General features: G+C 68.2%; 26 protein-coding genes. 11 read left to right on the plus strand and 15 right to left on the minus strand.

Annotated features, from left to right (window positions below; translation table 11 throughout):
* Positions 1-37: 37 nt before the first annotated feature.
* Positions 38-1057, plus strand: a complete 1020-nt coding sequence (locus J2851_RS24420) for a ribonuclease Z (protein ID WP_209769529.1) — start codon at positions 38-40, stop codon at positions 1055-1057.
* A 60-nt stretch (positions 1058-1117) separates the two neighbouring features.
* Positions 1118-1570: a hypothetical protein gene (locus tag J2851_RS24425; RefSeq protein ID WP_209769532.1), complete on the plus strand. Its 453-nt coding sequence runs from the start codon at positions 1118-1120 to the stop codon at positions 1568-1570.
* A 114-nt stretch (positions 1571-1684) separates the two neighbouring features.
* Here the strand turns inward: J2851_RS24425 and J2851_RS24430 are convergent, their stop codons facing one another.
* From J2851_RS24430 to J2851_RS24475, 10 genes are all read right to left on the minus strand, one after another.
* Positions 1685-2533, minus strand: coding sequence for a TrmH family RNA methyltransferase (locus tag J2851_RS24430; protein WP_209769534.1), 849 nt, complete (start codon positions 2531-2533; stop codon positions 1685-1687).
* Positions 2534-2600: 67 nt separating this feature from the next.
* The gene (locus J2851_RS24435; protein WP_209769535.1) at positions 2601-3596 is read right to left on the minus strand and encodes an SDR family oxidoreductase; all 996 of its coding nucleotides are present in this window, start codon (positions 3594-3596) and stop codon (positions 2601-2603) included.
* A 169-nt stretch (positions 3597-3765) separates the two neighbouring features.
* Positions 3766-4344, minus strand: a complete 579-nt coding sequence (locus J2851_RS24440) for a YqaA family protein (protein WP_209769537.1) — start codon at positions 4342-4344, stop codon at positions 3766-3768.
* 97 nt (positions 4345-4441) lie between these two features.
* Positions 4442-4702 (minus strand): hypothetical protein, encoded by a 261-nt coding sequence (locus tag J2851_RS24445; RefSeq protein WP_209769539.1) that lies wholly within the window; start codon positions 4700-4702, stop codon positions 4442-4444.
* Between the two features lie 80 nt (positions 4703-4782).
* Positions 4783-5064 carry a hypothetical protein gene (locus J2851_RS24450; RefSeq protein WP_209769540.1) on the minus strand — a complete coding sequence of 94 codons (282 nt, stop codon included), beginning with the start codon at positions 5062-5064 and terminating at the stop codon, positions 4783-4785.
* Between the two features lie 10 nt (positions 5065-5074).
* On the minus strand, positions 5075-5326 hold the full coding sequence (locus tag J2851_RS24455; protein WP_209769544.1) for a MoaD/ThiS family protein: 252 nt from the start codon (positions 5324-5326) through the stop codon (positions 5075-5077).
* Between the two features lie 23 nt (positions 5327-5349).
* Positions 5350-6654: an NAD(P)/FAD-dependent oxidoreductase gene (locus tag J2851_RS24460; protein WP_209769546.1), complete on the minus strand. Its 1305-nt coding sequence runs from the start codon at positions 6652-6654 to the stop codon at positions 5350-5352.
* 174 nt (positions 6655-6828) lie between these two features.
* Positions 6829-8676, minus strand: a complete 1848-nt coding sequence (locus J2851_RS24465; protein WP_209769548.1) for an aldehyde ferredoxin oxidoreductase family protein — start codon at positions 8674-8676, stop codon at positions 6829-6831.
* Between the two features lie 13 nt (positions 8677-8689).
* The gene (locus tag J2851_RS24470; RefSeq protein WP_209769550.1) at positions 8690-9166 is read right to left on the minus strand and encodes a 4Fe-4S dicluster domain-containing protein; all 477 of its coding nucleotides are present in this window, start codon (positions 9164-9166) and stop codon (positions 8690-8692) included.
* A gap of 309 nt (positions 9167-9475) precedes the next feature.
* Positions 9476-9835: a winged helix-turn-helix domain-containing protein gene (locus J2851_RS24475; RefSeq protein ID WP_209769552.1), complete on the minus strand. Its 360-nt coding sequence runs from the start codon at positions 9833-9835 to the stop codon at positions 9476-9478.
* Positions 9836-10091: 256 nt separating this feature from the next.
* Here J2851_RS24475 and adh point away from each other — a divergent pair, with 256 nt between their 5' ends.
* The 4 genes from adh (at position 10092) to J2851_RS36000 (ending at position 16423) form a co-directional block, all read left to right on the plus strand.
* Entirely contained in the window at positions 10092-11612 is a 1521-nt protein-coding gene (gene adh, locus J2851_RS24480) for an aldehyde dehydrogenase (RefSeq protein ID WP_209769554.1), read from the plus strand.
* Between the two features lie 204 nt (positions 11613-11816).
* Positions 11817-12200, plus strand: coding sequence for a DUF779 domain-containing protein (locus J2851_RS24485; protein WP_209769555.1), 384 nt, complete (start codon positions 11817-11819; stop codon positions 12198-12200).
* 246 nt (positions 12201-12446) lie between these two features.
* Complete coding sequence (gene nosP, locus J2851_RS24490) at positions 12447-13733, plus strand: nitric oxide-sensing protein NosP (RefSeq protein ID WP_246500905.1); 1287 nt, start codon at positions 12447-12449, stop codon at positions 13731-13733.
* On the plus strand, positions 13730-16423 hold the full coding sequence (locus J2851_RS36000) for a NahK/ErcS family hybrid sensor histidine kinase/response regulator (protein WP_246500906.1): 2694 nt from the start codon (positions 13730-13732) through the stop codon (positions 16421-16423). Before nosP ends, J2851_RS36000 begins: the two co-directional genes overlap by 4 nt.
* A gap of 179 nt (positions 16424-16602) precedes the next feature.
* On the opposite strand, the gene J2851_RS24510 is transcribed toward J2851_RS36000, so the two are convergent.
* Together J2851_RS24510 and J2851_RS24515 are read right to left on the minus strand one after the other, a co-directional pair.
* On the minus strand, positions 16603-16818 hold the full coding sequence (locus J2851_RS24510) for a hypothetical protein (protein WP_209769557.1): 216 nt from the start codon (positions 16816-16818) through the stop codon (positions 16603-16605).
* A gap of 58 nt (positions 16819-16876) precedes the next feature.
* Complete coding sequence (locus tag J2851_RS24515; protein WP_209769558.1) at positions 16877-17551, minus strand: glutathione S-transferase family protein; 675 nt, start codon at positions 17549-17551, stop codon at positions 16877-16879.
* A gap of 487 nt (positions 17552-18038) precedes the next feature.
* Here J2851_RS24515 and J2851_RS24520 point away from each other — a divergent pair, with 487 nt between their 5' ends.
* The 5 genes from J2851_RS24520 (at position 18039) to J2851_RS24540 (ending at position 21869) form a co-directional block, all read left to right on the plus strand.
* Positions 18039-19430 (plus strand): leucyl aminopeptidase family protein, encoded by a 1392-nt coding sequence (locus J2851_RS24520; protein WP_209769559.1) that lies wholly within the window; start codon positions 18039-18041, stop codon positions 19428-19430.
* Between the two features lie 144 nt (positions 19431-19574).
* Entirely contained in the window at positions 19575-20597 is a 1023-nt protein-coding gene (fliG, locus tag J2851_RS24525; RefSeq protein WP_137139259.1) for a flagellar motor switch protein FliG, read from the plus strand.
* 118 nt (positions 20598-20715) lie between these two features.
* Positions 20716-20952 (plus strand): CopG family ribbon-helix-helix protein, encoded by a 237-nt coding sequence (locus J2851_RS24530; RefSeq protein ID WP_209769560.1) that lies wholly within the window; start codon positions 20716-20718, stop codon positions 20950-20952.
* The gene (locus tag J2851_RS24535) at positions 20949-21254 is read left to right on the plus strand and encodes a type II toxin-antitoxin system RelE/ParE family toxin (RefSeq protein WP_209769561.1); all 306 of its coding nucleotides are present in this window, start codon (positions 20949-20951) and stop codon (positions 21252-21254) included. Before J2851_RS24530 ends, J2851_RS24535 begins: the two co-directional genes overlap by 4 nt.
* Positions 21255-21410: 156 nt before the next feature.
* On the plus strand, positions 21411-21869 hold the full coding sequence (locus J2851_RS24540) for a MarR family transcriptional regulator (RefSeq protein WP_209769562.1): 459 nt from the start codon (positions 21411-21413) through the stop codon (positions 21867-21869).
* Here J2851_RS24540 and J2851_RS24545 read toward each other — a convergent pair.
* The 3 genes from J2851_RS24545 to J2851_RS24555 form a co-directional block, all read right to left on the minus strand.
* A complete protein-coding gene (locus J2851_RS24545) occupies positions 21863-22789 on the minus strand; it encodes a 2-hydroxyacid dehydrogenase (RefSeq protein WP_209769563.1) in 927 nt (308 codons plus the stop codon). The two genes, J2851_RS24540 and J2851_RS24545, sit on opposite strands and share 7 nt — an antisense overlap.
* Before the next feature lie 225 nt (positions 22790-23014).
* Positions 23015-23350: a DUF3768 domain-containing protein gene (locus J2851_RS24550; protein ID WP_209769564.1), complete on the minus strand. Its 336-nt coding sequence runs from the start codon at positions 23348-23350 to the stop codon at positions 23015-23017.
* Positions 23350-23949: a hypothetical protein gene (locus J2851_RS24555; RefSeq protein WP_209769566.1), complete on the minus strand. Its 600-nt coding sequence runs from the start codon at positions 23947-23949 to the stop codon at positions 23350-23352. The genes J2851_RS24550 and J2851_RS24555 overlap by 1 nt, the downstream gene beginning before the upstream one ends.
* Positions 23950-24624: the final 675 nt, after the last annotated feature.

Below are 24624 nucleotides of genomic sequence, written 5' to 3' on the forward strand. Positions count from 1 at the left end.
GGAACCGGCGCGCCGCGCAGCCGGTTGCAACGACACCGTGCCAGGAGGCGACCCGCTGAACCCGTTGCTGCACCCCCAGCTCGTCAACCCGCCCTTCGGCGATCCCGGCGTCCTGGTGGAGGTCCGGTTCGAGCGGCGCTGTCTGCTGCTCGACCTCGGCGACCTGTCGCCGGTGCCGCCGCGCCTGCTGCTGCGGACGACGCACGGCTTCGTTTCGCACACCCACATGGACCATTTCGCCGGCTTCGACCGGCTGCTGCGCGTCTGCCTGGGGCGGGAGAAGGCGCTGCACCTGTTCGGCCCGCCCGGCTTCGTCGACCGCGTGGCGGGCAAGTTCGCCGCCTACACATGGAACCTCGCGCCGGGCTACGCGGCGGACTTCGTGGTGAAGGCGACCGCGGTGGAGGAGGACGGCACGGCGCTGACCGCGGAGTTCCACAGCCGCCGCAGCTTCGCCCGCGAAGCGGAGCGGATCGTCCGCCTCGACGGCGGGCTGCTGGTGGCGGAGGACGCGCTGGCCGTGCGCACGGTCACGCTGGACCACGGCATCCCCAGCCTCGCCTTCCGGATCGAGGAGCCGGCGCACGTCAACGTCTTCCGCGACGGGCTGGACCGGCTCGGCCTCGCCGTCGGGCCGTGGCTGCGCGACCTGAAGCGGGCCGTCTTCCGGGCGGACAACGACGACGCGCCCATCGCCGCCCCCGGCCGGGACGGCGGAACGGTGGTCCTGCCGCTCGGCCGGCTGAAGGCGGAGGCGCTGTCGGTCACCGCCGGGCAGGCCATCGCCTATGTGGTGGACGCCGCCTTCACGCCGGACAACGCCGCGCGCATCACCGATCTGGCGCGGGACGTGGATCTGCTGTTCATCGAGTCCCCATTCCGCGCCGCCGACGCCGAAACCGCCGCCGCGCGCCGCCACCTGACCACGGAGCAGGCCGGCCGGCTGGGTGCGGCGGCCGGTGCGCGGCGGGTGGTGCCCTTCCACTTCTCCCCGCGCTACCTCGGCCAGGAGGAGGAGATGCGGCGGGAGGTGGAAAGCGCCTTCCGCGCCGAGTGACGGGAGCTTTCCCGCACTTTCCGCGTTTAGTTCAAGGTTGACGAGCGGGAGGGATGTGACATGGCGATCGACAATGAGACCTTACAACGCCTGACCGAGGAAGGCCGTCGCCACGGCAACCGGCTGAGCGTCGAGCAGCTCGGCCGCGAGATCCCGGTCGAAACCATGACCCCGGAGGAGGTCGCCGTGGTGGTGGAGCGGCTGGAAACCGCGGGGATCGACGTGGACCTCGACGACGAGCGGCTGAAGCGGCCGCGCGGCGCCCGGAGCTACGACGCGGCCAGGGGGGAAGGCGTGGTGGACCTGGCGAGCCCGGCGGCGCCGGCCGTCTCCGTCCCCGGCGTCAAGCCGTCGGTGCACGGCTGGGAGGACGAGGGTCTGGGCCACGCCCACGGCGGCGGCGCCCACGGCTCGCGCAAGGCGCCGACCTGGAACCGCGGCGGCGTGGACATGCTGCCCATCGTGATCATCGTCGTGGTCGCGCTGGTGATGATCGCCGTCGTGGGTGGCTGAGGCGCGGGTCGGGATGGCGGGATTTCACCACAGAGACACAGAGACACGGAGATCCGGGCGAGATCATGCCCTCAGTGCCTCTGTGTCTCTGTGGTGAATCCTCTTTTCCCGCCGCTAAGCCTTCACCGGTTTCGCCAGCGCGTGGATGAGGATGGCCGCGGTCGCCGCCACGTTCAGCGATTGGACGTGGCCGGTGCCGGGGATGGTCAGGATCTCCTCGCAGGCGGCCTGCGTGGCCGGCGGCATGCCGTCCTCCTCGTTGCCCATCACGACGGCGACCGGCGTGTTGGACCGGGCGAGCGTGGCAACGTCGGTCACCGCGCGCCCCTGGCCGAGCGCCGTCCCGACGGTGCGGTAGGCGCCGCGCAGGCGCTTCAGCGCGGCCGGCAGGTTGGCCGCGCGGTACAGGTCCACCCACTCGAACCCGCCCTCGGCGACGCGGTAGGCGGCCTCCGACGGCAGCGCCTGGCCCGGATGGTCGGACACGACCACGCGCGGCAGCCCGAAGAAGGCCGCGGTGCGCAGGATGGCGCCGAGGTTGTGCGGGTTGCCGACCCCGTCGAGGATCAGCAGCGGCTGCCCGTCCGCCGCCCAGCGCCGCGCCTCCTCCGCGTCAAAGGCGGGGACCGAGCGCGGCGCGATCAGCGCGACCACCCCGCCGTGCAGCACCGTGCCGGCGACCTTCGCCAACTCCTCGGCATCGACCATGCGGTAGGGCTTGCGCGCCGCCGCCAGCGCCTTGCAGAAGCCGCCGACCGCGGGCGCCAGCCGCTCGTCGAAGAACAGCCGCTCGACCCGCCCCGCGTCGTGCGCGAACAGGGCCGAGACGGCGGACAGGCCGGCGACGCGGAACAGCTTCTTCGGAGCCTCCTCCCGCGGCATGGAGTCGCGTTGCGGGGGTGGAGCCCGGCGGGCGCGGGAAGGGGCGGGCGCACGGCCGCGCGGCGTCGCCGGCTTCGGCATGATGAACTCTGCGGTTTTGGGTGGACGGGCCGGCATTCTGGCCAACCCGTCCCGCAAAACCAAGACTCTAATGACGGCGGTCCGGATGCCCGTGCTGCCGCCGCGCGTAGCCGGCGTAGGCCGCCGCGGCTGCGGCCGCGACGCTGGCGACGACCAGGGGCGACACCCAGCCGGGAGGCGCCGTCTTGTAGCCGCCGGTGACGCCGCGGCCCTGCTCCATGGGCTCGAACAGGTTGCCGTCGGTCGTCGGGGCCGGGGGCGTGCGGCCGAAATGGCGGTGCGCGCCGTGTCCGGCGATCTTCTCCATCAGGCGCGGCGCCACCGCGTGGCCCAGCCGGGTCAGCGGAGTCAGCGCGCCGACCATGGCCTGCGCGCGCGGTTTCAGCGCCAGGGCCACGATGGTTTCCGCCACATCCTCCGGATCGTCGTGGAAGGAGCTTTCCGGCTGAAGCTCGTGCCCCGTGTAGTTGGCGCCGTGCGTCATGCCCGGCGTGTCGGTGAAGGACGGGTAGACGCCGCAGACATGGATGCCCGGCTCGTCCACCAGCTCCGCCCGCAGGCTTTCCAGCAGTCCCTCCAGCCCGAACTTGCTGGCCGCGTAGGCGGCGGCGTAGGGAGCGGGCGCCCAGGCCCCGACCGACACCGTGTTGATCAGGACGCCCCGGCCCTGGCGGCGGAAGACCGGCAGGACGGCATAGGCGCCGTGCAGCGGGCCGAACAGGTTCGTCTCGATGACGCGATGGTGGGCCTCGATGGGCGTTTCCTCGAAGCGGCCGAGCGCACCGACGCCGGCGTTGCTGACCCACACGTCGATGGTGCCGAAGGCCTGCACCGCCCGGTCGGCCAGCCGTTTGACCGCGTCCGCGTCGGTGACGTCGGTCGGTTCCACCGCCACCTCGGCGCCGAGCCCGCGGCATTCCTCGGCCACCTCGTCCAGCAGCCCCTCGCGCCGGGCCGCCAGCACCAGCCGCGCCCCCTGCCGCGCGAAGGCCTGCGCCGTGGCGCGCCCAATCCCGCTCGACGCGCCGGTGATCACCACCGCGGCCCCTTGCAACGTCCGCATCGTCCCTCTCCCGTTGTCGCTTCGCTTGCCAGCGTCAACAGGGCGGGGAGAAGGCTGTCGCGGTTGGATCGGTAGGTTGGGTGGAGCCGAAGGCGCAACCCAACATCCATGCATTGCAGGCTGTGTTGGGTTTCGCTTGCGCTCCACCCAACCTACGCAACGTCCGGGGTCAGATGAGCTTGATGACCAGGAAGCCGCCGACCAGGGCGACGGCGAAGGCGCTGGTGACCAGGGTCAGGCGCTTTTCGATGAAGTTCCGGACCGGCTCCCCGAACCAGTAGAGCAATGCTGCCACCAGGAAGAAGCGCATGGAGCGCGAGATGATCGACGCGCCGATGAACACCCACATGTTCAGATGCGCGACTCCCGCCGTGATGGTCAGCAGCTTGTAGGGGATGGGCGTCATGCCCTTGATGATCAGGATCTCCGCGCCGTAATCGACGAACTTCTGGCGCAGCACCTCGAACTGGTCGTTCAGGTGGTAGAAGTCGATGACGGCGCGGCCGATCGCCTCGTACAGGAAATAGCCGATCATGTAGCCGGCGATGCCGCCGACCACCGAGGCCAGGGTGCAGATCGTCGCGATGCGCCACGCCGCCTGGCGGTTGGCGAGCACCATCGGCACCATCAGCAGGTCCGGCGGGATCGGAAAGAACGAGCTTTCCGCGAAGGAGACGCCCGCCAGCCAGGTGGTGGCGTTCTTCGAGGCCGCCTTGGCCATGGTCCAGTCGTAGAGGCGCTTCAGCATGCCGGTCGCGAGCCCGTGGTTGGTGCCTGACGAGAGCCCTTATTTAACGGCACGGGCGGAGTACGGCTACGACCAATTCGAGACGGCCCCGGAAAGGCTACGGCCTTTTCCCGTCGGGGGTAGGCTGGTCCGGCGTCTCCGCGCCATCCGGTTCGCCGTGGGCCGGCTCGCCGCGGGCGGTTGGAGCGCAGTCCTCATCCAGCGGGCCGCCGGGCCAGCCGCCGGGCATGCCGCGGAAGCGCGTGTCGGGGTTGGACCCGCCGCCGCCCATGTCCTCGTCGCAGACGGGTTCGATGTCGGTGCGGTGGACCGGGGTCGGGGTTTCGGTCGTTTCCTGCGGCTGCGGATTGTCCGCCATGGCTCTGGCCTTCCGGTTGCGGGATGGACTCCGGCAACAGAAGCGCGGCGGTGGGGTTCCCGGCTCCGGCCCCCGCCCGGTCAGCCGCCCCCGCGCTGGAAGGCCCGGTCGAAGCGGGCGAGGAAGGCGCACCGCTCCGCCTCGTCCCAGCCGCGGAAGGCGAAACCGACGCGCAGCCGCGGGATCTCCACCGGGCCGAAGCGGCGCGGCGGCAGCGGTTCGACTAGCAGGTCGACGCCGTCACCCTCGCTCTCGCCGATCTGGATGCGGTCGGCGTCGGCCCGCCAGGGCAGGCCGTCCACCGCGCCGGGCAGCAGGCGCAGCAGGTCGTCCCTGGTCAGCGCCATGTCCTTGACGATCATCCGTCGTCGCTCAACCCCCGGCGACCGGGGGCCACATGGCGACGGCGTCGCCGGGCTTCAGTGGGTGCCGGTCGAGCTGGCTCGGCGCCACGTAGACGCCGTTGACCAGCACGAGGTGGCATTTCTCCCGCGCCATGTTCAGCCGCCCGATGACGTGCGCCGGGGTGGCGTCGTCCGGCAGGTCGAGCCGCGTCTGGTTCTGCTTCGCCCCCGGCGGCAGGTGCTGGGCCAGCGTGGCGTAGAGCTTGACGACGATTTCCATCCCATCTCCCCTCCCCCTGATGATCATGTCAGATGGGTGCGGGCGATGTAGGCTTCCATCAGCCGGTGCGGGTCGGCCTTCAGCCGCTCCTTCCAGGGGCCGAGCTTGGTCCCCGTTTGGATCAGCCCGCGCATCACCCCGACATGCTGGGTCACGCCGATGGCCGTGCCGCCGACCAGCACGTCGTCGGCGAACTGCAGGTTCAGGTACTTGTAGTTGGCGTCGTCCACGATCTCCACCGAATCGCCCCCGTCCACCCCGGCCCATAGGCCGAAGGAGCTGGAGATCAGCCCGACCGTGTCCAGCACGTTCATCTGGAGGCTGCCGTTGTACTGGATGTTGTGGCCGGCCATGTTCATGGCGGCGATGCGCCCATGCTCCGACGCGGTCGGCTGGATGGCGTGGACGTCGTGCGCCTTGGTCGAGAAGTCGTAGCCCTGGGCCACGTCGCCCGCCGCAAAGACGTCGTTCACGCTGGTGCGCATGTAGCGGTCGACCATGATGCCGCGGTCGACCTTCACGCCGCTGTTCGCCAGGAAATCCACGTTCGGCGCCACGCCGGCCGACACGACGACGAGGTGGGCCGACAGCATCTCGCCGCTGTCCAGCTCCACGTCCAGCGTGTCGCGCGCCTCCGTCGGCTCCCGCCGCTTCAGGAAGCCGAAGATGCCGCGGCTCTTCTCCGCCGCGACGTTCTGCAACGCCTTGATCTTCGTGTTGGTCAGGACGCGGATGCCCTTGGCCTCACACCAGCGGCGGATCATGGTGCCGGCGATGGGGTTCATCATGCGCGGGACCATGCGGTCGCCCATCTCCACCACCGTCAGCTGCACGCCGCGGGCGGCCAGCGCCTCCAGCACGATGCAGCCGATGAAGCCGGCGCCCATCAGCACCACGTGCGTGCCGGGCTCGGCCAGCGCGATGATGTTGCGGGTGTCCTCCAGCGTCCAGCAGTGGTGGACGCCCTTCAGGTTCAGCCCGGGAATCGGCGGCCGGACGGGCCGCGCGCCGGTGGCGACCAGCAGCCGGTCGTACTTCATGTGGCTGCCGTCGGCGAAGTCGATGCGCTTGTGGTCGGGCATCAGCGCGGTGGCGCGCGCGTTCACGCGCACGTCGATGCCGCGGGCGGCGTAATGGTCCTCGCCCTTGCGCAGGTGGGTCCCCGCCTCCCCGATCTTGCCGGTGAGCACGTAGGGGATGGCCATGCGGGAATAGGGCGGCTCGTTCTCGCCGCTGACGAGCGTGATGGTGCCGGTGGGATCGGCCTTCCGCAGGGTTTCCGCCGCGACAACGCCCGACGGCCCCGCCCCGAGAACGACGTAATGCATGGGATGTGTCCCTTCAGGGGATAGCCTCACTCCCTCTCCCCCCTGGGGAGAGGGGCGGGGTGAGGGGGCGGCCGCAGGCCGACAACGCACGCTCATTGCAGTGCTGTGACGCCCTCCGGGCGCCCCCTCACCCTAACCCTCTCCCCAGGGGGGAGAGGGGATACTAGGCGGAGGTCAGAGCGCCAGCCGGGCCAGCGTCTCGTTGGTCGGCACGCCGTCCGGCGTCCAGCCGCGGATGTCGTAGTATTCCGGCAGCATCTTGCCGAGGTCGTTGACGCGGCCCTTGGCCGGGCCGGAGTTCGCCTCTTCCGTCAGCAGGCGCTTGGGCAGCGTGTCGTCGGCCGCGGTGAAGCCGGCGGCGAGGTTGAACTGGCGCTCCAGGTTCCAGATGCGCTCGCCCGTCTCGACCATGCGGTCCACGCTCCAGCCGCCCTCGATGGCCGCGTCCACCTGCGGGGCCACGTCCTGGAGGGTCCAGGCGAAGGAGGTGAAGATGCAGATGCCGGCGCTGTCGAAGGCGGCCGTCGCGTCCTGGAAGGCCTTCACCAGGCCGGCCTTGCCGTCGGTCGCCAGCGGGTCGGTCTTCTCCGGGATGCCCAGCACCTCCGACGCCACGGTGTAGCTGCGCAGGTGGCAGGCGCCGCGGTTGGAGGTGGCGTAGGTCAGGCCCATGCCCTGGATGCCGCGGCTGTCGTAGGCCGGGAATTCCTGGCCCTTGACGCCCATGTGGAACTCCGGATGGCCGTACTTCTCGCACAGCCGCTTGGATCCCAGGCCGATCTCCGCCCCGAAGCCCTCGCCCTTGCCGGTCAGCTCGGCGAGCTGGGTCAGCGCCTCGGCCGAGCCGAAGCGCAGCTCGATGCCGCCGGTCTGCTCCTTGGTCAGGGCGCCGGTCTCGTACAGCTCCATCGCCGCCGAGACGGTGGCGCCGAAGCTGATCGGGTCCATGCCCTGCTCGTTGCAGATGAAGTTGGCGAAGGTCAGCGCCTCCAGGTCGTCCACGCCGGTGTTGGAGCCCAGCGCCCAGGCCGCCTCATACTCCAGCCCGCCCGACGCGCCCCAGTACTGCGGCCGGTTGACGACCGTGTAGTGGGTCTTGTCGATCATGCTGACGCGGCCGCAGGCGATGGTGCAGCCGAAGCAGGCCTGGTTGGCGACCAGGTTCGACTTGCCGTCGGTCGGCCGCTTCTCCGCCATGGCTTCGGCGGAGATCTTGTGCGCGCCCTCGAACTGAATGTCGCGGTGGTTGCGCGTCGGCATCGCGCCGGTCTCGTTGATGACGTTCATCAGGACCTGCGTGCCGTAGGTCGGCAGGCCCTGGCCCGTCACCGCGTTGCCGGCCAGCACGCCCTTGGCGGTCTCGGACGCCTTCAGGAAGCCCGGGAAGTCGCGGATCTTCACGCCTTCCGTCCCGCGGACGGCGACGGCCTTCAGGTTCTTCGACCCCATCACCGTGCCGACGCCGGACCGGCCGGCGGCGCGGTGCAGGTCGTTGACGATGCAGGCGTACTTGACTCCCTTCTCACCGGCCACGCCGATGGTGGAGACGCGGACCAGCGGGTCCTGCAGCTGCGCCTTGATTTCGTGCTCGGTGTCCCAGACCGACTTGCCCCAGAGGTGGTCGGCGGGCAGCAGGCGGGCGTTGCCGTCCTCCACGAACAGGAAGACGGGCGACGGCGCCCGGCCCTCGAAGATGATCATGTCCCAGCCGGCGAACTTCAGCTCCGCGCCGAAGAAGCCGCCGGAGTTGGAGCAGGCGATGGCGCCGGTCAGCGCGCCCTTGGTGATGACCGTGTAGCGCCCGCCGGTCGAGGCCATGGTGCCGGTCAGCGGCCCGGTGGCGAAGATCAGCTTGTTGTCGGGCGACAGCGGATCGACCTTCGGGTCGATCTCCTCCACGAGGTATTTCGTGCCGAGGCCGCGGGAACCCAGGTACTTCTGGGCCCAGTCCATGTTCAGCGGCTCGGATTTCACGGTGCCGGCGGTCAGGTTGACGCGCAGGATCTTACGTGCCCATCCCATCGTCGGGTCCCCCTCAGTTCGCGCGAGCGCCGGTGTCGGTCTTGGCGGCCCAGGCGCGCATCTTGTCCAGCCCGGTCCAGTTCGAATCGACGAAGGTGATGGCCTGCGTCGGGCACGCCTTGGCGCAGGCGGGATCGCCTTCGCACAGGTCGCACTTCATGACCTTGCCGGAGGAGGCGTTGTAGTTGATGGTCCCGAACGGGCAGGCGATCGTGCAGACCTTGCAGCCGACGCAGAGGTCGGCGTGGACCTCCTTGGCGCCGGTGGCCAGGTTCACCTTGATCGCGTCCACGGGGCAGGCCTGCATGCACCACGCTTCAGCGCACTGGGTGCAGGTGTAGGGGACGAAGCGGGCCTCCGCATCGAAGGTGAAGACCTTGATGCGTGACTTGGACGGGTTGAAGACTCCTTCGTTCTCGTATGAACAAGCCATCTCACATTGCCGGCACCCGGTGCATTTTCCGGGGTCGATGTTGAGCGAGCGCTGCATCGTCGCACTCCCTAAGCGCGGTGTTTTCTGGAACCGAGATTTGTCGGACGGCCGTCTCCGCTCCGCCTTCGCAAGCAAAGGCGGCCGGGCGTTCGCCCTTTTCATTTGTTTGTGTTTCGAGACTATGCGCGCACGCGGGGCGGAGCAAGGTCGCCAGTGTCGCGGATCGTCGTACTTTAGGCGGAGGCAACCGCCGTTGCCCCCTCCCTAACCCTCCCCCTCTTCGAGGTGGAGGGGACTGCCGCCGTTCTTCCCCAAGGTCCCCTCTCCCGCGAAGCGGGGGAGGGTTAGGGAGGGGGCAGAGGGCCTCTACGACTCCTCCTCCTCCGTCTCCGGCTTCAGCGCCTCGTCCAGCCAGGACAGGTGCGGGGCGGCGGCGCGGCGGGCTTCCTCCTCCATCAGGCGGTAGCGGCGGACGACCTCCTGCCCGAAGGCGGTCAGGCCGGTGCCGCCGCCCTCGCGCCCGCCGACGTTGGTGCGCACCACCGGTTCGCGGAAGGCGGTGTTCATCGTCTCCACCAGGAACCAAGCGCGGCGGAAGGACATGCCGAGCGCGCGGGCCGCCGCGGAGATGGAGCCGGTGCGGTCGATCTGCTCCAGAAGCGTGACCTTGCCGGGGCCGATGGCCCCCGACGGGTGCAGGAAGCGCAGCCGGATGTCCGTCGTCATGTCCTCGTGTCTCGCCGGATCGAAGGGGGTGCTGTGGACCAAGGTACCATCTCAAACCGTAGGGTCATTCCGAAATCGCGCCGGACCTCCTGCGGATCCGGCCCGCGGCGCCCGGTCGCAGCCTGCAACGAAAGTCGAATTTACCCCTGGGGCCGAAAGCCGCGATAACGGCGGGGCGCTGTGACGGGAAACGCATATCGAGCGATATGACAAAATCCGCACAACGAGTCTCAATTCGCCTCGGGAGGGAAGCGCCGTGATCCATCAGGCCCTGGAAACGCTCAGCAAGCAGGTCGCCATCCGGCCGCGCTACGACAACTTCATCGGCGGCCAGTGGGTGGCCCCGACGAAGGGCCAGTACTTCACCAACCTGACCCCGATCACCGGCAAGACCCTCTGCGAAGTCGCCCGCTCCACCGCCGAGGACATCGAGAAGGCGCTGGACGCCGCCCACGCCGCCAAGGACGCCTGGGGCCGCACCTCCCCCGCCGAGCGCGCCCGCATCCTGAACAAGATCGCCGACCGCATGGAAGAGCGGCTGGATGTGCTGGCCCTGGCCGAGACGCTGGACAACGGCAAGCCGATCCGCGAGACGACCCACGCCGACCTGCCGCTCGCCATCGACCATTTCCGCTACTTCGCCGGCTGCATCCGCGCCCAGGAAGGCACGATCGCGGAGATCGACCACACCACCTACGCCTATCATTTCCACGAGCCGCTGGGCGTCGTCGGCCAGATCATCCCCTGGAACTTCCCGCTGCTGATGGCGGTGTGGAAGCTCGCCCCGGCGCTGGCCGCCGGCAACTGCGTCGTGCTGAAGCCCGCCGAGCAGACCCCGATGGCCATCATGGTCCTGATGGAGATCATCGGCGACCTGCTGCCGGCCGGCGTGGTCAACGTCGTCAACGGCTTCGGCGTCGAGGCCGGCAAGCCGCTGGCGCAGAGCCCGCGCATCGCCAAGATCGCCTTCACCGGCGAGACGACGACCGGCCGCCTGATCATGCAGTACGCGGCGGAGAACATCATCCCGGTCACGCTGGAGCTGGGCGGCAAGTCGCCGAACATCTTCTTCAGCGACGTCATGGCCGACGACGACGAGTTCCTGGACAAGGCGCTGGAAGGCTTCGCCATGTTCGCCCTGAACCAGGGCGAGGTCTGCACCTGTCCGAGCCGCGTGCTGGTGCAGGAGAGCATCTACGAGAAGTTCATCGAGAAGGCCGTCGCCCGCGTCGGCGCGGTCAAGCAGGGCAGCCCGCTCGACCCGGCCACGATGATCGGCGCCCAGGCCTCCATCGACCAGCTGGAGAAGATCCTCTCCTACATCGACATCGGCAAGGCCGAGGGCGCTGAGGTCCTGATCGGCGGCGAGCGCGCCCACCTCGGCGGCGAGCTGGAGAGCGGCTATTACGTCAAGCCGACGGTCTTCAAGGGCCACAACAAGATGCGCATCTTCCAGGAGGAGATCTTCGGGCCGGTCGTGTCCGTGACCACCTTCAAGACCGAGGAAGAGGCGCTGGCCATCGCCAACGACACGATGTTCGGCCTGGGTGCGGGCGTGTGGAGCCGCGACGGCAACCGCGCCTTCCGCATGGGCCGCGCCATCCAGGCCGGCCGCGTGTGGACCAACTGCTACCACCTCTACCCGGCCCACGCGGCCTTCGGCGGCTACAAGCAGTCGGGCATCGGCCGCGAGACGCACAAGATGATGCTCGACCACTATCAGCAGACCAAGAACCTGCTGGTCAGCTACAGCCCGAAGGCCCTGGGCTTCTTCTAAGGTCCCTCAATATCCCCTCTCCCGCCCCCGGCGGGAGAGGGAGGGGCCCATGCGCAGCATGGGAGGGTGAGGGCTAGGTGATCCCAAGAAACTGGACATCGCTTCCAGGACGTTTGGGAAAACCTAGCCCTCACCCTCCCGCCTGTGGCGGGTCCCTCCCTCTCCCAGCGGGGCTGGGAGAGGGGGTTATGGAGCATCCCGCCCATGGTCGAACGCGTCGTCGCCACACCGGCCGCGCTGGAGCTGATCGAGAAGCTGCGCGGGCTGTACGGTCCCCTGTTCTTCCACCAGTCCGGCGGCTGCTGCGACGGCAGCGCGCCGATGTGCTTCCTGGAGGGGGAGTTCCGGCCCGGCGGGCAGGACGTCCGGCTGGGGGAGATCGGCGGCTGTCCCTTCTACATGGGGGCCGCCCAGTTCGCCTATTGGGAGCACACCCAGCTGATCATCGACGTGGTCCCGGGGCGCGGCGCCAGCTTCTCGCTGGAGGCGCCGGAGGGCGTGCGCTTCCTCACCCGCTCCCGCCTGTTCACCGATGATGAGACGGAGGATTTGCGGCGCCAGCCTATCGATATGATCGAATCAGCATAGCGATCCTTACGGGAACGCGGTATGGTGACACCGACTTCGGGATGCTTCCCCGGTCGGTACAGCCGCAGGGCAGCTGATCCGTGTTCAGGTTGGCCTCCCCGCGCGGCGGTGCATATGGAACCGAACTCGGCGCCCCCGCGACCGCGGGAGGCGCCTTTTTCGCATCGTGGTTTCGTCCTTATACCAATGTCGCATGTCGCCCTGCGTCCGGCGGCTTTCCCCCGGGCGCCCTGGTGGGATAACCTAATGGTCACCCGCCGGCCTGTAGCCGACTTCCTCCGCCTGGGGGCGATGGACGCCATGCCGCTGCTTCCCGCACCCCGACACCACAACGGCCCACCGATGGACTCCCTGTTCGACGCGCCCACCCGTCCGCCCCTGCCGCGCGCGGTCTCCACGGCCGAGGACGCGCGGACCGCGGCGCGGGAGCTGCACCAGGCGCTGTGCGGACCACAGGGGGGCGGCGGGCTGGAGCTGGAGATGGCGCTGGTCTTCTGCTCCGCCCACTACGACCGGGAGGAGCTGGCGACCGCGCTGGCGGAGCTGTTCGGGCCGATTCCGGTGATCGGCTGCACCACGGCGGGGGAGATCACGCCCTTCGGCTACGCCGCCGGCTCGCTGGTCGGCATCGGCTTCCCGCGCGCCGACTTCACCATCGCGGCGCAGCGCATCGACGACCTCGACCGCTTCTCCATCGCGGAGGCGCCGCGCGTCCTGCGCGAGGTGCTGGCCCAGCGCGACGCGGCGCTCGCCGCCCGCGCCGACGCCTTCCGGGACTATGGCAGCTTCGCCTTCCTGATGATCGACGGCATGTCGCGGGCGGAGGAGATGGTGGTCAGCGCGCTGCACAGCGTGCTGATGGACATCCCGCTGTTCGGCGGCTCGGCGGGCGACGAGCTGCGCTTCGAGCGCACCTTCGTCCTGCACGAGGGGCGGTTCCATTCCAACGCCGCGGTGCTGATGCTGGTCACCACCGCGCGCCGCTTCGTGGTGTTCCGGACCGAGCATTTCGTGGCGTCGGACAGCAAAATGGTGGTCACCGGCGCCGACCCGCAGCGCCGCATCGTCACGGAGATCAACGCGGAGCCCGCCGGGCGCGAATACGCCCGCATGGTCGGGCTGGAGGGGGAGCCGCTGACCCCGATGATCTTCGCCGCCCATCCGGTGGTGGTGCGCGTGGGCGGCGAGTATCACGTCCGCTCCATCCAGAAGGTCAACGAGGACGAGAGCCTGACCTTCTACTGCGCCATCGACGAGGGGATCGTGCTGACCGTCGCCCGCGGCGTCGACCCGGTGGAGAATTTCGAGGCGATGATGCTGAAGCTGGCCGCGGAGGTCGGTGGGCCGCCCGACCTCGTGCTCGGCTGCGACTGCATCCTGCGCCGGCTGGAGCTGGAGCAGCGCCAGCTGAAGCACGTCATGTCGGCCACGCTGGCGCGGCACAACGTCGTCGGCTTCTGCGCCTACGGCGAGCAGTACAACGCCATGCACGTCAACCAGACCTTCACCGGCGTCGCCATAGGTGCGCGATGACGATCCTCTTCTCCGACCGCAACCTTCCCAATCCCCTGGGGCCCACCCCGCCGCTGACCGGCGACGAGCGCGCCCGGCTGGAGGCGCTGGAGCGCGAGAACGCCAAGCTCCGCCGCATCAACCAGGTGCTGATGGACCGGGTCGAACGGTCCATGGACGTGCAGGGCGGCGCCTTCTCCCTGTTCCAGACCGCCATCGTGCTGGAGCAGAAGGTGCGGGAGCGCACGCTGGAGGTGGAACGGGCTCTGCGCGAGCTGGAGGACAGCCACCGCGACCTCGCCCGCGCCAAGGAACTGGCCGACACCATGCGCACCCGCCTGTCGGAGGCCATCGAGTCGGTCAACGAGGGCTTCGCCATCTTCGACGCCGACGACCGGCTGGTGCTGTGCAACAGCAAGTACCTGGCCCTGTGGCCGGAAATCCGCGACAGGATCATGCCGGGCGTGCGGTTCAAGGACATCGCGGAGCTGGCCGCCTCCTCGCGCTCCGTCGCCGACGCCTACCCGCGGCCAGACCTGTGGCTGGCGCAGCGGCTGGCCCAGCACCGGGAACTGAAGGGCCCCTACATCTACCGCCTGTCGGACGGCCGCTGGATCCAGGTGAACGAGCGGCGCACCCGCGACGGCGGCGTGGTCGGCGTCTACACCGACATCACCGACATCAAGGAGCATGAGACCCGCCGGCGCGAGCGGGAACTGGCCGAGAAGTCGGCGCTCCTCCAGGCCACGCTGGACAACATCGCTCAGGGGGTGGGCGTCTACGACCGCGACCAGCGGCTGGTCGCCTGGAACGAGCGGTTCGCCGCCTTGCTGCGCCTGCCCGACAGCGTCGCGCGCCGCGGGGCCAGCTTCGCCGAATTCATCCTGCACCACGCGGCGATGGGCGAGGCGGGCCTGTCGCTGCGCGCGTTGATGGCGCCGAGCTGCCTCGTGGAGCAGCCCTGGCTGGACGACACGGTGCTGGAGATCAGCCGCAACCCCATGCCGGGCGGTGGCTTCGTCCTGACCTTCACTGACATCACGGAGCGCAAGCGGGCGGAACAGGCCCTGCGCGACAGCGAGCAGCGCATCCGTCTGGTCACCGACGCGGTGCCGGCCCTGATCGCCTATGTGGACGCGGAGCAGCGCTTCCGCTTCGTCAACAAGGCCTACGAGAACTGGTTCAACCGCGCGCGGGAGGACATCGAGGGCCAGCCCATGTGGGCGGCGCTGGGCGACCTCTATTACGAGGCACGGCGCGCCTACATCCTGCGCGCGCTGGCCGGCGAGGAGGTGACCTTCGAACTGGACCTGCCCGGCGAGAACGGCTCCCCCCGCTACGCGGTCGCCACCTACATTCCGCATTTCGGCGAGAAGCGGGCCGGCGGCAAGCGGGAGGTCCTGGGCTATTTCGGCCTGATCCACGACATCACCGAACGGCGCATGGCGGCCGAGGCGCTGGCCGACGCCAAGGACAGCCTGGAGCGCCGCGTCGTGGAGCGCACGGCCGAGCTGACCCGCCTCAACGAACAGCTCCAGCAGGAGATCGCGGAGCGCATCGCGGCGGAAGAGGCGTTGCGGCTGGCCAAGGCGGAGGCGGAGCAGGCGAACCTGTCCAAGACCCGCTTCCTGGCCGCGGCCAGCCACGACCTGCTGCAACCGCTGAACGCCGCCCGCCTGTTCGTCTCGGCGCTCGGCGACCTGGACCAGCCGGAGCCCAACCGCGGGCTGGTGGACAACATCGACGTGGCTCTGGCCTCGGTCGAGGACCTGCTGTCCACCCTGCTGGACATCTCCAAGCTGGACGCCGGCGCGGTGCGGCCGGAGGTCGCCGACTTCCCGATCCAGAGCCTGCTCGGCGCGCTCGCCACCGAATACGCGGCGGTCGCCAGGGAGCGCGGGCTGGACCTGCGCGTCGTCGGCAGCCACGCGGTGGTGCGCAGTGACATCCGCCTGCTGCGCCGCATCCTGCAGAACTTCCTGTCCAACGCGCTGCGCTACACGCCGGCCTGTGACGGTGCGGGAAAGGTGCTGATCGGCTGCCGGCGGACCCCGGAAGGGCTGCGGATCGAGGTGTGCGACACCGGCCCCGGCGTGCCGGCGGACAAGCTGGACGAGATCTTCCAGGAATTCCGGCGGCTCGACACGCCCTGCGCCAACGAACGGGTGCGCGGCATGGGCCTGGGCCTCGCCATCGTGGACCGGGTGGCGCGCATGCTCGACCACCCCATCACCGTGCGGTCGCAGCCCGGGCGCGGCTCCGTCTTCGCGGTCACCGTGCCCTTCGGCCGCTACGCCCGCCCGGCCCGCACGCTGGAGGCGCCGGTGCGCACGACCACCAACCGGCTGGTGGGCATCCGCGTGCTGGTCATCGACAACGAGCCGGCCGTGCTGGCCGGCATGCGCGCGCTGCTGGAAGGCTGGGGCTGCACCGTCGCGACGGCGGCCAGCGGCGACGAGGCCCTGCGCGCGCTGGACACCGCGACGCCCGACGTGCTGTTCGCCGACTACCACCTGGACAACGGCGTGATCGGCTTCACCGAGATCGCCCGCGTGCGTGAGCGCTGCGGGACGCAGCTGCCCTCCGTCCTCATCACCGCCAACCGCACCGCCGAGGTGGTGGAGGAAGCGCAGTCGAAGGGCTGCCACGTCCTGAACAAGCCCGTGAAGCCGGCCCAGCTGCGCGCGGTGATGACGGGGTTGCTGGGGTAGGGGGAGTGCTGGTGGTGCAAAGGATTTTCACCACAAAGACACAAAGGACACAAAGATATTCACAAAGAGGGTGTCGCCACTTTGGCGCGTTGCTTCAAAGCAGAACGCCCTTTGTGAAATTCTTTGTGCCTTTGTGTCTTTGTGGTGAATCGCTCACAACGCGACCCTGATCGGAGCAATCAGTTCCGGCCCTTCTCCGGCTCGGTGAAGCCCTTGCCGTAACCCGCCTTGCGGGCCTCCGTGCCCTTTGCCTTGTTGTCGGCGTTCTCCGCCGCCGACTCGCGGGCGTGCTCGGCGTGGGTGCCGGTGCCGGTGGGGGAGGCGTTGCCCTGGCTGGGCTTGCGCGGGTTGCGGTCGATGTCGTCGCTGTCGATGTTGTGCTTGTTGTCGCTCACGGTCGAACTCCTTCGATCCGGTTGAACCCCTCCAACATCGACAGCGGGGACCGGTTCCTCAGAACCGGAAGTCGGCGGCCGGGCGTTCGTCCGCGTAGATGTCCCACGGCTCGGCCTTGGCTGCGGCCACCCACTCCTTCATGGCCGGAAGCGCCATGACCGCCTCGGCGTAGGCGCGCCCGACCGCGTCCATCTCGACCCCGTAGGTGATGAAGCGCGTCACCACCGGCGCGTACATGGCGTCGGCGATGGAGAAGCGGCCGAACAGGAACGGTCCCTCCGCCCCGAACCGCTCGCGCGTGGCGCGCCACAGCCCGAGCACGCGGGCGATGTCGGCCTCGCTCTCCGGGTTGCGGCCGACGCCGGGGCGCATCGCCTTCAGGTCCATGGACATGTGGGTGCGCAAGCCCACGAAGCCCGAATGCATCTCCGCCGACACCGACCGCGCCACCGCCCGGGCGTGCGCGTCCTCCGGCCACAGCCCGGCCTCCGGGGCGATCTCCGCCAGATACTCGCAGATCGCCAGCGAATCCCAGACGACCCGATCGCCGTGCCGCAGGCAGGGAACCCGGCCCGACGGAGAATGCTCCGCGATGCGCGCCGCGGTGTCCGGCTGGCGCAGCGGGATCACGATCTCCTCGTACGGGCGGCCGGTGTGCTTCAGCGCCAGCCACGGCCGCAGCGACCAGGACGAAAAGGCCTTGTTGCCGATGACGAGCGTCAGCTCCGGCATGATGAATCCCCCATTTGAAAAATGTCTGACCATGTGGGGCCGCACACTACAGCCTTTCCCCGTTCGACCTCTAGGGCAGTCGCTTGAGAGACGACCCCTCTCCCGCCCCGGGAGAGGGTGGCCGCTGAAAGCGGCCGGGTGAGGGTCGTACAAGGATCAAGGCGCTGATCCTCGGGTGTACCCTCACCCTTCCCACGCTTCGCGTGGGGCCCTTCCCTCTCCCGAGGCGGGAGAGGGGAATTCGAACGCGATGGCCCGCGACTTACGCGCCGCCCGGTTGCCCTATTCCTCAGGATATTATAGGATAAAAATCTTACAACGCTAGGCGGAGGCACCCATGAAACATCATCACCGCTCATGTTTCATGGCGTTTCACAGCGTTTCATTCCATCGCCCGCCCCGCATCGGCCCCATTGCCCCCTTTTCACGGCCGCTCCGCCGCGCCATCCTCTTGACCCTGTTTTCCGCCTTTTGAAGGACGCCCGTCTTGCTCGCCACCCTGCTCGCCACGGCCGGCACCGGCACCGTAACCATCACCCCGCTGACCAAGGCCGGCCTGTCCGGCTGGCTGGAGTCCCAGCCGCCTTCCGCCGCCGCCTGGGTGAAGGCCGTCAACTTCACGGCGGAGGCCGGCTCCACCGCCTTCCTGCCGGGGGAGGGTGGGGCGGTCGCCCGCGTGCTGGTCGGCGTGTCGGCGCTCGACGACCTCTGGGGCCTCGCCGGCCTGCCGGGCAGCCTGCCGCCGGGCAGCTATCGCCTGGACGAGCAGACCGACGCCGCGCTTGACGGCCGCGCCGCCACGCGGCTGGCGCTGGGCTGGGCGCTCGGCAGCTACCGCTTCGACCGCTACAAGAAGGCGGAGAAGAAGAGCTTCGCCGGGCTGGTCTGGCCGAAGCACGCCGACCAGGGCGCGGTGCAGCGCACGGCGACCGCGACCTATTTGCTGCGCGACCTCGTCAACACGCCGGCCAACGACCTCGGCCCCGCGGAGCTGGCCAACGCCGCCAGCGCGCTCGCGGAGGAGTTCGAGGCCGCGCTGGACGTGATCGTCGGCGACGATCTGCTCGACCGCGACTACCCGGCCGTCCACGCCGTCGGCCGCGCCAGCCCGCGGGAGCCGCGGCTGATCGACCTGCGCTGGGGCAACCCGGACCACCCCAAGGTCACCATCGTCGGCAAGGGCGTCTGCTTCGACAGCGGCGGCCTGGACATCAAGCCGTCGTCTGGCATGCTGCTGATGAAGAAGGACATGGGCGGCGCGGCGCACGCGCTGGCGCTCGGCCGCATGGTGATGATGGCCGGGCTGCCGGTGCGGCTGCGCGTGCTGGTGCCGGCGGTGGAGAACGTCATCTCCGGCAACGCCTTCAAGCCGATGGACGTGCTGAAGACCCGCAAGGGCCTGACCGTGGAGGTCGGCAACACCGACGCCGAAGGGCGCCTGATCCTGTGCGACGCCCTGGCCGAGGCCGATTCGGAGAAGCCCGCCCTGCTGATCGACTTCGCCACCCTGACCGGGGCCGCCCGCGTCGCCCTGGGGCCGGAGCTGCCGGCGCTCTTCTCCAACAGCGACGCGCTGGCCGACGACCTGCTGGCCGCGGGGCAGGAGCACAACGACCCGCTGTGGCGCCTGCCGTTGTGGGCGCCCTACCGCAAGGGGCTGGACAGCAAGGTGGCCGACATCAACAACGTCACCACCAACGGCATGGCCGGCGCCATCACCGCGGGCCTGTTCCTGCAGGAGTTCGTGTCGAAGGACACGCCCTGGGCGCACCTGGACACCTTCGCCTGGAACAGCGCCAGCCGTCCCGGCCGCCCGGAAGGCGGCGAGGCGCTGGGCCTGCGCGCGGCCTACGCGGTCATCGCCAAGCGGTTCGGGTGAGCGGACCGCGCAATCCGTCACATATGGTTAAAATTGTCACCCCCGCGCCCGTCGCGGGGGTGGATCGACGATTCGGAAAGGGTTAAAACCAAAGGGTAATACCGGCAGACTGTGGTGCCGGTTCGTGTTCTTGGAGGCGGAGTCATGGCGCTGAAGGTTCGTGAGGATTATCGCACCCTCACCGGTCCGGAGAAGGCGGCCATCCTGATGCTGGCGCTGGGCGACGAGCATTCCTCCAAGCTGTTCGCGATGATGGACGACGAGGAGATCAAGGAGCTGTCCCAGGTGATGGCGAACCTGGGCACCGTCTCCGCCAACATCATCGAGCGCCTGTTCGTCGAGTTCGCGGAGCAGATGTCAGCGACCGGCTCCCTGGTCGGCTCCTTCGATTCGACCGAGCGCCTGCTGCTGAAGACCCTGCCCAAGGACAAGGTCGACTCGATCATGGAGGAAATCCGTGGTCCCGCCGGCCGCACCATGTGGGACAAGCTCGCCAACGTGAACGAGTCGGTGCTGTCCAACTACCTGAAGAACGAATACCCGCAGACCGTGGCGGTGGTGCTGTCGAAGATCCGCCCCGAACACGCCGGCCGCGTGCTGACCCAGCTGCCGGAAAGCTTCGCCATGGAGGTCATCATGCGCATGCTGCGCATGGAGGCCGTGCAGAAGGAAGTCCTGGACGACGTGGAGCGCACGCTGCGCACCGAGTTCATGACCAACCTCGCCCGCACCAGCCGCCGCGACAGCCACGAGATGCTGGCCGAAATCTTCAACGGCCTGGACCGCACCACCGAGCACCGCTTCATGGCCGCCCTGGAGGAACGCAACCGCGACAGTGCCGAGCGCATCAAGTCGCTGATGTTCACCTTCGAGGACCTGTCGAAGCTCGACCCCTCCGGCGTCCAGGCCCTGCTGCGCAGCGTGGACAAGCAGAAGCTCGCCACCGCGCTGAAGGGCGCGTCGGAGACGCTGAAGGACCTGTTCTTCTCCAACATGTCCGAACGCGCCGCGAAGATCCTGCGCGAGGACATGGCCGCCATGGGCCCCGTCCGCGTCCGCGAAGTGGACGAATCCCAGATGTACATGGTCCAGCTCGCCAAGGACCTGGCGGCCCGCGGCGAGATCGTCATCTCCGAAGGCAGCGGCGAGAACGAGCTGATCTATTGATGAGAGCCGAACCCAACAGCTGTCGCTGTCCAAAACACCTTGAAAGCCCGTTCGCGGGTGCATACCCTTGGGTCTGGATGCGAAGCAGCAAGGCTCGTCCATGTCCGAACCGGTGTCCATGACCATCCGCGTGGATGGAAAGACCGCGGAAGCGCTCAACCGCCTTGCGGAAGCGACGGCGCATGACCCGGCGTGGCACCTGACACGTGCGGTCGAAGCCTACCTTGCCGACCAGTTCGAAGCGTACGAGGACATCCGGCACGCGGTTGCCGAGGCCGACGCGGGTGATTTCGCCACGGACGAGGAGGTTGAGAACGCCTTTGCCTCGTTCGGCCGGCCCTTGGGGACGCAGTGAGGGTCCGCTACCTTCGCGGAGCCCTTCAAAACATCGCCGACATTTCCCAGTACATTCGTCAACATAATCCGGCCGCGGCCGTTCGCGTCGGGCAGCGCATCCGCCAGGTCGTCGCGTTGATCGCCGAACGGCCGAATCTCGGGAAGCCGGGGATTTTTCCCGGCACGCGGGAGTTCAAAATTCCCGATCTTCCCTACCGGGTCATATACCGCGTGGTGGCGACCGATGAACCGTCGGCGGTGCTGGAGATTCTGCGCGTGCACCATATCCGTCGCCAGCTTCTGCCGCCCGATTGGGCGTAACTCCGTCGCTTGCCGCACCCCGTCCGGCCCTCCATCCCCCCGCGACGAACTGACCGATCGATACGGCTGCGAAACGCTTGCCTGCGCGGGGTGCATGGGTGACACTCGTCCCGCGTGTCCGGGGGCGGGATCCGGGCGCGGCATTCGGGGGGATGCATGGCACGGAACCTCAAGGCGCTCGGCTTGTGGCGCACGGCGTTGATCGCCAGTGTCCGGCAGGACGGGCCGGACCTTTCGGCGCGGCAGATGGCGATCATGCTCCAGGTCTATCTGACCGATCCGCCGCACACCGTGCGCGGTCTGGCGGCGACGCTGAACATCTCCAAGCCCGCGGTGACCCGCGCGCTCGACCGGCTGTCCCTGCTGGGCTTCATCAAGCGCAAGCGGGACGCGGAGGACAAGCGCAGCGTGCTCGTCCAGCGCACCGTCAAGGGCAGCGTCTTCCTGTCCGACTTTGCCGAACTGGTCATCGCCGCCGGCGCCGTGGCGCCGGAGGATTTGGCGACCATCCGGGCGGAGGAGGAACTGGCCACCGCCGCCAAGGCGCGGCTGGAGGCGGAATTGACCGCCGCCAGCCCCGATGAAGCGGTTGCCGTCGAGGAGGCCGTTCAGTAGCCCTGCCCGCGGTCCACGAGGTTCGGCAGGGGGCGCCCTTCGCGCAGCGCGGTGATCGCGTCCACCACGATGTGGGCCGACCGCGACGGGTGGGTGATCGCCGCAATGTGCGGAGTGACGTGGATGCGCGGATGGCTCCAGAAGGGATGGCCGGGCGGCAGCGGCTCCTCCGCGAAGACGTCCAGGCTGGCGCCGCGCAGATGGCCGCTGTCCAGCGCCTCCAGCAAGTCGGCCTCCACCAGATGCCCGCCGCGCGCGGCGTTGATCACCACGGCGCCGCGGGGCAGGGCGGCGAACAGGTCCCGGTTCAGGATGCCGCGCGTCTCGTCCGTCAGCGGCAGCAGGCAGACCAGCAGGTCGCATTGGCCGAGCATCCTGGGCAGGCCTTCGGCGCCGGAATAGCTCTCCACACCGTCCACGCTCTTGGGCGTGCGGCTCCAGCCCAGCACGCGGTAATCCATGCTGAGCAGGGTCCTGGCCGAGGCCGTGCCCAGCTCTCCCAAGCCCAGGAAGCCGACGGTGACCTCCGACGCCGGCTTGTGCCCCAACTGTTTCCAGGTCTGGGCCGCCTGAAGCGCCTTGTACTCGTCCAGCTGCCGGTGCCAGCGCAGCACCTGGAGCGCCACGAAGCCCGCCATGTCCAGGGTCAGCCCTTCCGACACCATGCGGACCAGCGGGACGTCCGGCAGGGTCGGGTCGAGCAGCATGGACTCCACCCCGGCGCCCAGCGACACGATCAGCTTCAGGTTCGGCAGGCTGGCGAGCAGGCCCTGGGGCGGCTTCCAGACCAGGGCCATGTCGATGTCCGCCGGGTCACCCATCTCCGGCCACACCCGCACCTCCAACCCGGGCATGCGGCGGTCGAGCTCACCGAGCCAATCCTCGGCCCGGTCGGTGGTGGAGCAGAAAAGCAGCGTCACGGTGCAAACCCCTGTACTGTTGTTGCCCAATTGTCTTCTTGTGGTCTTCCAACCCGTTGAGCGCACCGTGCCCCGTCTGATCCTGCTTAACAATGCAAGCAAAAAGCCATTTAAATTCAACTGGTTACAGCGTAATAAAATTGCGTGCAAAAACTGTGTTGCGGGGCAGTCAAGCTCAAGCTGGTCATGGATGAGGCGGGCTTAAGCCCGCCTCATCATCGCTCATCAGTAATCTTCGGACAACATGATGGTGAGCACGCGCACCGCTGTTGGTGAGAGGGGATCATCGGCACCAAACGTGAGCGTGCCGTCCTGGTACGTGTCGATCTTCCACAGCAGCGTTAGGCCAACAACCGTGAACGCTGCGCAGTCGTGTTCCCCATAGGGATCGTTGTTGGCGTCGAAGCGGTTGAACTCGCGCACCGCTTGGACAATGGCTTCCCGCTTGTAATCTGGCAACGCTGCCACGCCGCGGCTCATTATGACCTGTCCGCTGACAAACGTCTGGCGTAACCGGTCGTTGAGGCGGGCAATCGCTGCCCGCCTCTCCGCGTCGCGCATCAAGCGGTCTCCTTCACGCGGTTGACCTTGATGGTCCGCAGAAACTCGTCCAGCTCACCCGCCTCCACGGCCCGAATCAGCGTGTCGAAGGTCTTGCGCACGGCAGCCTTCACGCCACCGCATTCGATAATGTGCTGGCCGTTCACGACCGGCAGCGGGCGGTTGCCGTAGCGGATTTCCACATAGAACTTGTCGTCCTTCTGGAACCAGTGCCGACGCAGGCGCTTGTCCCGCTCGACCTCGACGCGCTTGGTCGTTCCGTCGTCCTGCTTCTGGTCCACGAACACCTTGCGCGTCTCGTGGTAGGTCTTCCCGTCCTCGTCCGCGTCGAAGATCGCGATCTGCTCCTTCAGCCCGCGCACCATGTTGTTGCGGCGGGCGATCACCGGGTCCGCGTCCTCGTGCTTCTCGACGGTGACGAACTTCATGGTGCTGAGGATGCCGTTCTTGCTCATAGGAACCTCTCTCATGAGCTGGGAGGTGTAGGTCACCGTCCACTGGTCGCCCTTGCGTTCCACCTTGGCCTTTCCGGCTTTTTCCAGCCGGAGCAGTTCCGCGCGCTGGCTGGGGTGAAGAAGCTTGGCGTTGTACGTGGCCACCGGAACCTCCCTGCGAGCCCACTGCTCGCGTGCGTTGCGAAACCTCCCGCAACACTCACTTTATAAGTTCAGGCAGAGCTTGGCTCACGGCGATTTTGATAGTTTTTTCAAGAAGTTGGCTGGCGCGCCATCAGAGTTGCTGGCTCGCAACAGGCGGGGGACTTTAAGGAGGCTTCTATATGTGATCGGTATCGACCGTGTAGAGCGAGAGACCTTCTTGGACATCTGGAGCAGTGGCCGCGTCAGCCCAACTATCTGGCAAACATATCTCTGGGTATCTACATGCCGACCCAGCACACAGCGTCAGACTTCAAGCATCTATGCCGCGTCACAGGATCTTGAAGAAAAGTTCAAGATCTTTCTTGCGATCGTATCTACAATGTTCTTGACAATCTCCTCTAAATTGGCGAGTATACGCCTCGCGCCGCCAAACGCAGTGCCGGATCATGAACAACTGAATAGGTGAAAGATGCTAGCTAGTCAGCATCGCCACGCGTTCGATGTGGCGAGGAAGGTCGTTACCGTGAGTAACGGCAGCACGGTCCCACTTAGGAAACTTAGGGACTACGTTGCCGGGCAATGTCGGGTTGGAAAGCGGCTTCGGATGGTTCTTCCGACCGAAGATAACCGAACCGCCATCATCACCCTGACGGAGCGCGAAACGCGCGCCGTTCT

This window comes from Azospirillum rugosum, assembly GCF_017876155.1.
Lineage (GTDB): Bacteria > Pseudomonadota > Alphaproteobacteria > Azospirillales > Azospirillaceae > Azospirillum > Azospirillum rugosum.